The organism is Novosphingobium sp. LASN5T, from assembly GCF_003856955.1.
GTDB lineage: Bacteria > Pseudomonadota > Alphaproteobacteria > Sphingomonadales > Sphingomonadaceae > Novosphingobium.
The window spans coordinates 1-6,797 of record NZ_RQSI01000093.1; the positions used below are offsets into that span (position 1 = coordinate 1).

Genomic DNA, 6,797 nt, shown 5'->3' on the forward strand with positions numbered 1-6,797 from the left:
TTTGGCATTGGGCCCTCGGCGCTGACGGAGGCCATGGGCATGCTCAACCACCATTTCGCAGCAGCCGCCTGATCGGCGCAGAGCGACAGCCTACCTCTGACTGCCGCCAATCTTTGCAACAGAGCCGGCAGACACATACGTGTGACCCAGGCTGATGGGCACGCCATCTGCCAGGCTGCGCTGAAGTACCCGATGAACCGGAGCCCCCTCTGTCAGTTCGAGGGCCTGGGCGATTGCTGGTGATGCCGGGACAATTTCGTCCGAGAGGATCTCTCCGTCCGGTTCCACGCCTTCAGACAAAAGATTCTGACGAAACCGCGCTCGGCGCCCGACACGATAATTCAGCTTTGACGCTGATTCGACAAACGTCCCGCGTCCTTGCTCGACACGTAGCTTGCCGTCGACAGCGAGTGCTTCCACAGCCCTTCGAACAGCATACCGCGTCGCCCCAAACAGGGAGCAGAGCTCAGGCTCCGTCGGTAGCTTGGCGCCAGGCTTGAGCACGCCATTCTGGATTTCTGTCGAGATGGCGTCGCGGATCGTCTGCCACCCGGAATTCCGAGGTGCCGCATCATTCGGATGATTCATGATCCGTTCGTAGCACGATATCATTCGAATGTTAAATCCGACATCGATCACGGACCTTTAGTTGTTCGTCGAAGGTTGGCTGGTAAAACTCGCGGAAATCTGCGGACTTTTGCGAACGTCTGACCTGCGATCGTCAAATCATTCGGATGAATTTTTCCCCATGTCGTGAAACTATCATAATCCAACACTAGCGGGACATTCGAATGTTTCAGGGATGTCCCGGCGCGCAGGCCGGGGCGGGCCGGGGGCACGGTCAGCTGCGCGGACCAATCGGTTCAAACATGGATTTCACGAGGGTTCAAATGACTGTTTCCGCAACCGAATTGCTGGAGCGCTACGACTCCACCACAAATAAGTCGCACTATTCATCCGAACGAGTTTTCGGCGCCCGTCGCGCCAGCCTCCTTGGCGCGGCCTGCATCGTGGCTCTTGGCATTTGCGCTCAGCCAGCCATCGCAGACGAAGCCGCCGCTGACAGCGATGGCTCCGATATCGTCGTGACGGCAACCAAGCGCCGTGAAGAGATCTCGAAGGTGCCTATCAGCGTCGAGGCCTACAATCCCGAAGCGCTGGAAAAATCAGCCATCCGCAGCGTGTCCGACCTCGCCCAGATGACGCCGGGCGTCCAGTTCGACAAGTCGGCCGGATACTATGGCGGCGGTGCGCTGACCAACATCGCCATCCGGGGCATCAACTCGTCCGTCGGTCACTCCACGACCGGTATCTATATCGACGATACCCCGATCCAGGCGCGTGCCACGTGGATTTCGGGCTTCGGCAATCCTCTGCCCCTGATGTTCGATGTGGATCACGTCGAAGTCGACCGCGGCCCCCAGGGCACGCTGTTTGGCGCAGGCGCAGAAGGCGGTGCGCTGCGCTTCATCAGCCCTGAGCCCGGTCTCGATCATTACACGGGTATGGCGCGTACCGAGCTCTCGTTCACGCAGGGCGGCAGCCCAAGCTACGAAGCCGGCGCCGCGCTCGGCGGGCCCATTGTCAATGACAAGCTCGGGTTCCGGGTCAGCGGTTGGTATCGCCACGACGGCGGTTACATCGACCGGGTCGATCCGTTCAACCTGAAGACCGTGCAGGCGAACTCGAATTTCTCCGACTCCTATGCGCTTCGCGCTGCAGTGACAGCAGCACCGACGGAGTGGCTGAAGATCACGCCGTCGATCTACTTCCAGAAGGTCAATACGAACGACAGCGCTTCGTACTACGAGTACCTTTCCGATCCGAGCGAAGGCAAGTTCAAGAACGGGCGTCTTCTGCGTCAGCCTAACCAAGATCAGTTCGTGCTTCCCTCGCTGAAGCTCGAAGCCGATTTAGGCGGTGTTACGTTGACCTCGGTCAGCTCGTACCTCGACCGCAAGGGCAGCGTGCTCGCTGACATCACCAGCTTCTATGGCGCGCTAACTGTCGGTTATGGCAACCCGATGGGCCTCGCCTATCCCGCGCGCCAAACCGACGCGGCCTGGAAGGATGTCACCACCTCGCTGCACCAGTTCACGCAGGAAGTGCGTCTTTCCTCCTCGAACCCGGATGCTGCGCTAAAGTGGACCGTTGGTGCATTCTACTCCGACAGCACCCAGCACGACACCCACGTTTCGATCGACCCGTATTATTCAGCCTACCTCGGCATGGATCCCTACGTGTCCGAGTTCACCGGCAGCCTCTACTCCTACGACAAGCAGATCGCAGGTTTCGGTCAGGTCGATTGGGAAGTGGTCAAGGGCCTGACGCTGACGGCAGGCGCTCGTATCGCGAGCACCAAATCGAGCTTCTACCAGGAGCAGAGCGGCTACTGGACCGGCGGCCTGTTCCCGGTTTCGAGCGGCAAGAACCACGAGAAGCCATTCACCCCCAAGGTGGGCGTGACCTATCATGCCAGCCCGAACCTCATGCTCTATGCATCGGCCGGCAAGGGCTACCGCGTCGGCGGCACCAACATCCCGATCCCGCTGCAGACCGAAGAGGGCGGCGTTGGCTGCCCGGTTCCCTCGCAGCCGGCCTCCTTCAAGGCGGATTCGGTCTGGAGCTACGAAGCCGGTCTGAAGGGCAAGCTGTTCGGCGGCCGTCTGGGCGTGGACGCCAACGCCTTCCATATCGACTGGAACGACATCCAGCAGGGTGTCTATATCCCGACCTGCGGCTACACCTACACGACCAACGCCGGCAAGGCTGAGGTCAACGGCTTCAATCTCACCCTCAATGCCAAGGTGACCGACGCGTTCAAGCTGGGCGTGTCCGCCAGCTACACGGGCACCCGCATGAAGGAGACGATCGAGCAGTACGGCGTCATCCTGAACACCAAGGGCGATGTCATCGGCTCACCGCCCTGGGTCAATTCGCCCTGGGACCTGCGCGCCACCGCGGAATATACCTTCGTCCTGCCCGGCGACATCGATGGCTATCTGCGTGCAGAAGATGTCTTCCACAGCCGTAATCCGGGACCGTTCAACTCGCAGAACCCGGCATCGCCGGTGCTCTACAAGCCCGACATCCCGGCAAACCCGGCGACTAACCAGCTCAACCTGCGTGCAGGCGTGAACTGGCAGAACGTCGATATCGCGCTCTTCATGACCAACGCGCTGAACGCCCATCCGGCACTTGGCCGCTACCAGGACCTGGTGGGATCGGATCTCTTCACTGACACCACCTTCCGGCCCCGCACGATCGGCATGTCGGCATCGAAGCGGTTCTAAGTTCAATAATCACGGTCGGATCGGCGCTTGTCGATCCGACCTCTTAACCCGATTGCCGCCCAGATTTGCTAAGCATGATCTCGCAATGGGCGCTGGTCGATCAAAACGTTCACAGTGAGCGCACAAGCGCGAAGACCTGCCGGGTTGCTCAGGAACAGGTCTGCAAAATGCTCAGGAGTATGACATGAAGATCAGCACCGATCGCATTCTCACCACCCATGTTGGCAGCTTGCCGCGTCCGGCAAGCCTGGAAGCCAAGCTGCTGGCACGCGAACGCGGCGAACTCGACGCCGCATCGCTTGACGCGATGCCCGATGAAATCACGACTGCGGTTCGCGACGTGGTGAAGCGGCAGGCCGATCTTGGCATCTCCATCGTCGACGACGGCGAGATGAGCAAATACGCCTATGCAACTTATGCGCGTGACCGCATGACCGGCCTCACCGGCGTCGATCACCCGCTGGCCCTGTCCGAGCTCACCGAATTCCCCGAGTTCGCCAGCAAGATCGTGATGGAAATCAAGACCCCGGCCTGCGTCGGCCCGCTCTCCTATCATGGCGATGAGCATGTCGCGTCCGACATCAACAACCTGAAGGCCGCGCTTGAAGGCGTCGCGGTTGAGGACGCGTTCATGAATGCCTCTTCGCCAGGCATCATGGCGCATTACATGCCCAATAAGTTTTACGCGACGCAGGAGGAATACCTCTACGCGCTCGCAGACACGATGAAGCGGGAGTACGACGCCATCGTCGCCTCCGGCCTTCTCCTTCAGATCGACTGTCCCGAACTCGCGCTTGGCCGGCATTTCCGCGCGCAGCCGATGGAAGTCGCGGACTTCCGTAAGGAAGTCGCACTTCACGTCGAAGTGCTCAACCACGCCCTGCGCGACATTCCGGCCGACCGTCTGCGTCTGCACTTGTGCTGGGGTAACTACGAATCGCCCCACCACCACGACATCGACCTGCACGAAATCTTCGACCTGATCGTGACCGCCAAGCCGATGGCGATCCTGCTCGAAGCGGCCAACCCGCGCCATTCCCACGAATGGAGCCTGTTCAAGGAGACGCCGCTTCCCGAGGACAAGGTGATCGTGCCTGGCGTCATCGACACCTGCACGAACTATATCGAGCACCCGGAAGTGGTGGCGCAGCGTATCGAGCAATACGCCAATCTGGTGGGCCGCGAACGCGTGATCGCCGGTACAGACTGCGGGTTTGCAACCTTCGCCTCCTTCCATGCCGTCGATCCGGCAATTGGCTGGCGTAAGCTCGAAGCGATGGTTCAGGGCGCCGAGATCGCCTCGCGCCGCCTGTGGCGCTGAGCGAGACCCGTAAGATGAAAATCATCCAGATTACGGATTTGCACCTTGTTCCCAAAGGGCGAAGTCTGTTCGAAAACGATCCCGGCGTGCGGCTTGAGGCCTGCATCGCCGATATCGCTGCCAACCACGCTGATGCCGACTTGTGTGTCATTACCGGCGACCTGGCCCATCATGGCGAGCACGGCGCATACATCCGCCTGCGAGAAGCGCTAGAAGCGCTGCCGGTGCCCGTCCGCCTGGTTATCGGCAATCACGACGCCCGTGACGAGTTTCTCCAGGTGTTTCCCGAAGAGCCAACCGACGCAGATGGTTTCGTTCAGTCTTTCATCGACACCGACGCCGGGCGCCTCCTGTTCCTCGACACCAAGAAGGCGACCGGGCACGCAGGCGCCTATTGCGCAAAGCGACAGGCATGGCTGAAGGCGCGGCTTGAAGAGGCAGCGGGTCGTCCATGCTACCTGTTCATGCATCACCATCCGCTGCCCGTGAACCTGCGCGCGGTCGACGAGATCATGCTCGAGGATCCGGACGCCTTTGCAAAGGTGCTTGAAGGACACGATATCCGGCACATCTTCTTCGGCCACGTGCACCGGCCGATCGCAGGGAGCTGGCGCGGCATTCCCTTCACTACCCTGCGCGGCCTCAACCACCAACTCTGGCTCGACTTCACCATCGAGCGCGGCATCCCCTGCAGCATGGAGCCGCCGGCCTATGCCATCGCATTCCTGCAAGGCGGAGCCGTCATCGTTCACACCCACGACTTTCTCGATGCCAGCCCGAAGTACATGTACGATCCAGACCTCCCCGTGGAGCAGCAGGTCGTTCGTATGGCGCCGCGCGAGACCCGCATCACGGACAACGCCCAGTGACTGTCACCCAACTCCCCGATCCGGTGCTCCAGCGCACCAACGAGTTCACGTCGGCGGAAGCTGTGTCGACGAGCCAGTTGCCCTTCCTTGATCTGTCACTCCTGTATGGCAGCCAGGAGGACCGTCAGCAGCTGGTCGGCGAATTGCGCGAGATCCTTTTCGATCATGGCTTTTTCTATCTTCGTGGTCACGGCGTCAGGCCCGACCTCATCTCGCAGGCCCTGACGGCATCGAGGATGTTCTTTGCCTTGCCGCGCGAGGCCAAGCTCGAAATCGACATCGTCAAATCGGCCCAATTCCGCGGCTACACCCGTATCGGCGGTGAACTGACCGGCGGCCGACAGGATTGGCGCGAGCAGGTCGATTTCGACCGCGAGGAGGACTTCGCCGAGATTGGTCCGGACACGCCCGCATGGAAGCGGACGATTGGCCCTAACCAGTGGCCCTCGGCAATGCCCAGCCTGAAGCCGATCATCACGACGTACCAGGCCGAAGTGACCCGCGTCGCGATCGATTTGCTGAAAGCCATCGCACTTGCTCTCGGGCAACCGGAAGGTGCTTTCGAGCCGCTCTACAAATCGGCTCCGCGTCAGCACCTGAAGATCGTTCGCTATCCCGGCCGTGATGTGGCCCGCTCTGAACAGGGCGTCGGGGCGCACAAGGACGGCGGTCTCGTGACGATCCTGCTCCAGGACAGCACCGAGGGTCTCCGTGTCCAGCGCCAGGATGGCAGCTGGGTCGAAGCACCACCGATCCCGGGCACCTTTGTCGTGAACACCGGGGAATTGCTCGAGCTTGCAACGGATGGTTTCGTGCGCGCAGACGTCCATGCAGCGGTGACACCGCCTTCCGGAATCGTTCGGTACTCCATCCCGTTCTTTCTTGGTGCCAGCCACGAAGGACATATCCCTCTCATCGACCTCCCGCCCGAACTCAAGGCGGTCGCCCGCGGCGTGAGCTCTGACCCGGCCAACCCGCTGTTCCGCAGCGTCGGTGAGAACCACCTGAAGTCGCGTATCCGTTCGCATCCCGATGTTGCGCGGGCCCATTACGGTGACCTGATCGATCCCGATGCCGCCACAAGCGCTAAGGCAACGCAAACCCATGGGGTTAATGATGTCTAGACATCTAGGTTCAATCACGCTTTCGTTTGCATTCGCAGAGACGCTGAATGCAAGTTGTCTCCCTAAGAGCCCGAGCGGAAAGTAGTTGAGCGATATCAGCAGGATGTGATTCACCGTCGTTGTCGAGACGAATGGAGAAGCACATGGCCTGGACTGATACCGCCCGGCGGCAGCATATGCGCAATGGGCC

Annotated in this window: 5 protein-coding genes; 4 read left to right on the plus strand and 1 reads right to left on the minus strand. The window is 60.7% G+C overall.

All coding sequences use genetic code 11. From position 1 onward, the window contains the following. Positions 1–90: 90 nt before the first annotated feature. Positions 91–639, minus strand: coding sequence for a GntR family transcriptional regulator (locus EH199_RS23935; RefSeq protein ID WP_223806912.1), 549 nt, complete (start codon positions 637–639; stop codon positions 91–93). 251 nt (positions 640–890) lie between these two features. Between EH199_RS23935 and EH199_RS23940 the strand changes: the two genes are divergently transcribed. From EH199_RS23940 to EH199_RS23955, 4 genes are all read left to right on the plus strand, one after another. Further along, positions 891–3,293, plus strand: a complete 2,403-nt coding sequence (locus EH199_RS23940) for a TonB-dependent receptor (protein WP_190287417.1) — start codon at positions 891–893, stop codon at positions 3,291–3,293. A gap of 184 nt (positions 3,294–3,477) precedes the next feature. Beyond that, positions 3,478–4,614: a cobalamin-independent methionine synthase II family protein gene (locus EH199_RS23945; RefSeq protein WP_124811529.1), complete on the plus strand. Its 1,137-nt coding sequence runs from the start codon at positions 3,478–3,480 to the stop codon at positions 4,612–4,614. A 14-nt stretch (positions 4,615–4,628) separates the two neighbouring features. After that, entirely contained in the window at positions 4,629–5,483 is an 855-nt protein-coding gene (locus EH199_RS23950; protein WP_124811530.1) for a phosphodiesterase, read from the plus strand. Beyond that, on the plus strand, positions 5,480–6,607 hold the full coding sequence (locus EH199_RS23955; protein ID WP_198356567.1) for an isopenicillin N synthase family oxygenase: 1,128 nt from the start codon (positions 5,480–5,482) through the stop codon (positions 6,605–6,607). The genes EH199_RS23950 and EH199_RS23955 overlap by 4 nt, the downstream gene beginning before the upstream one ends. Positions 6,608–6,797 lie beyond the last annotated feature (190 nt).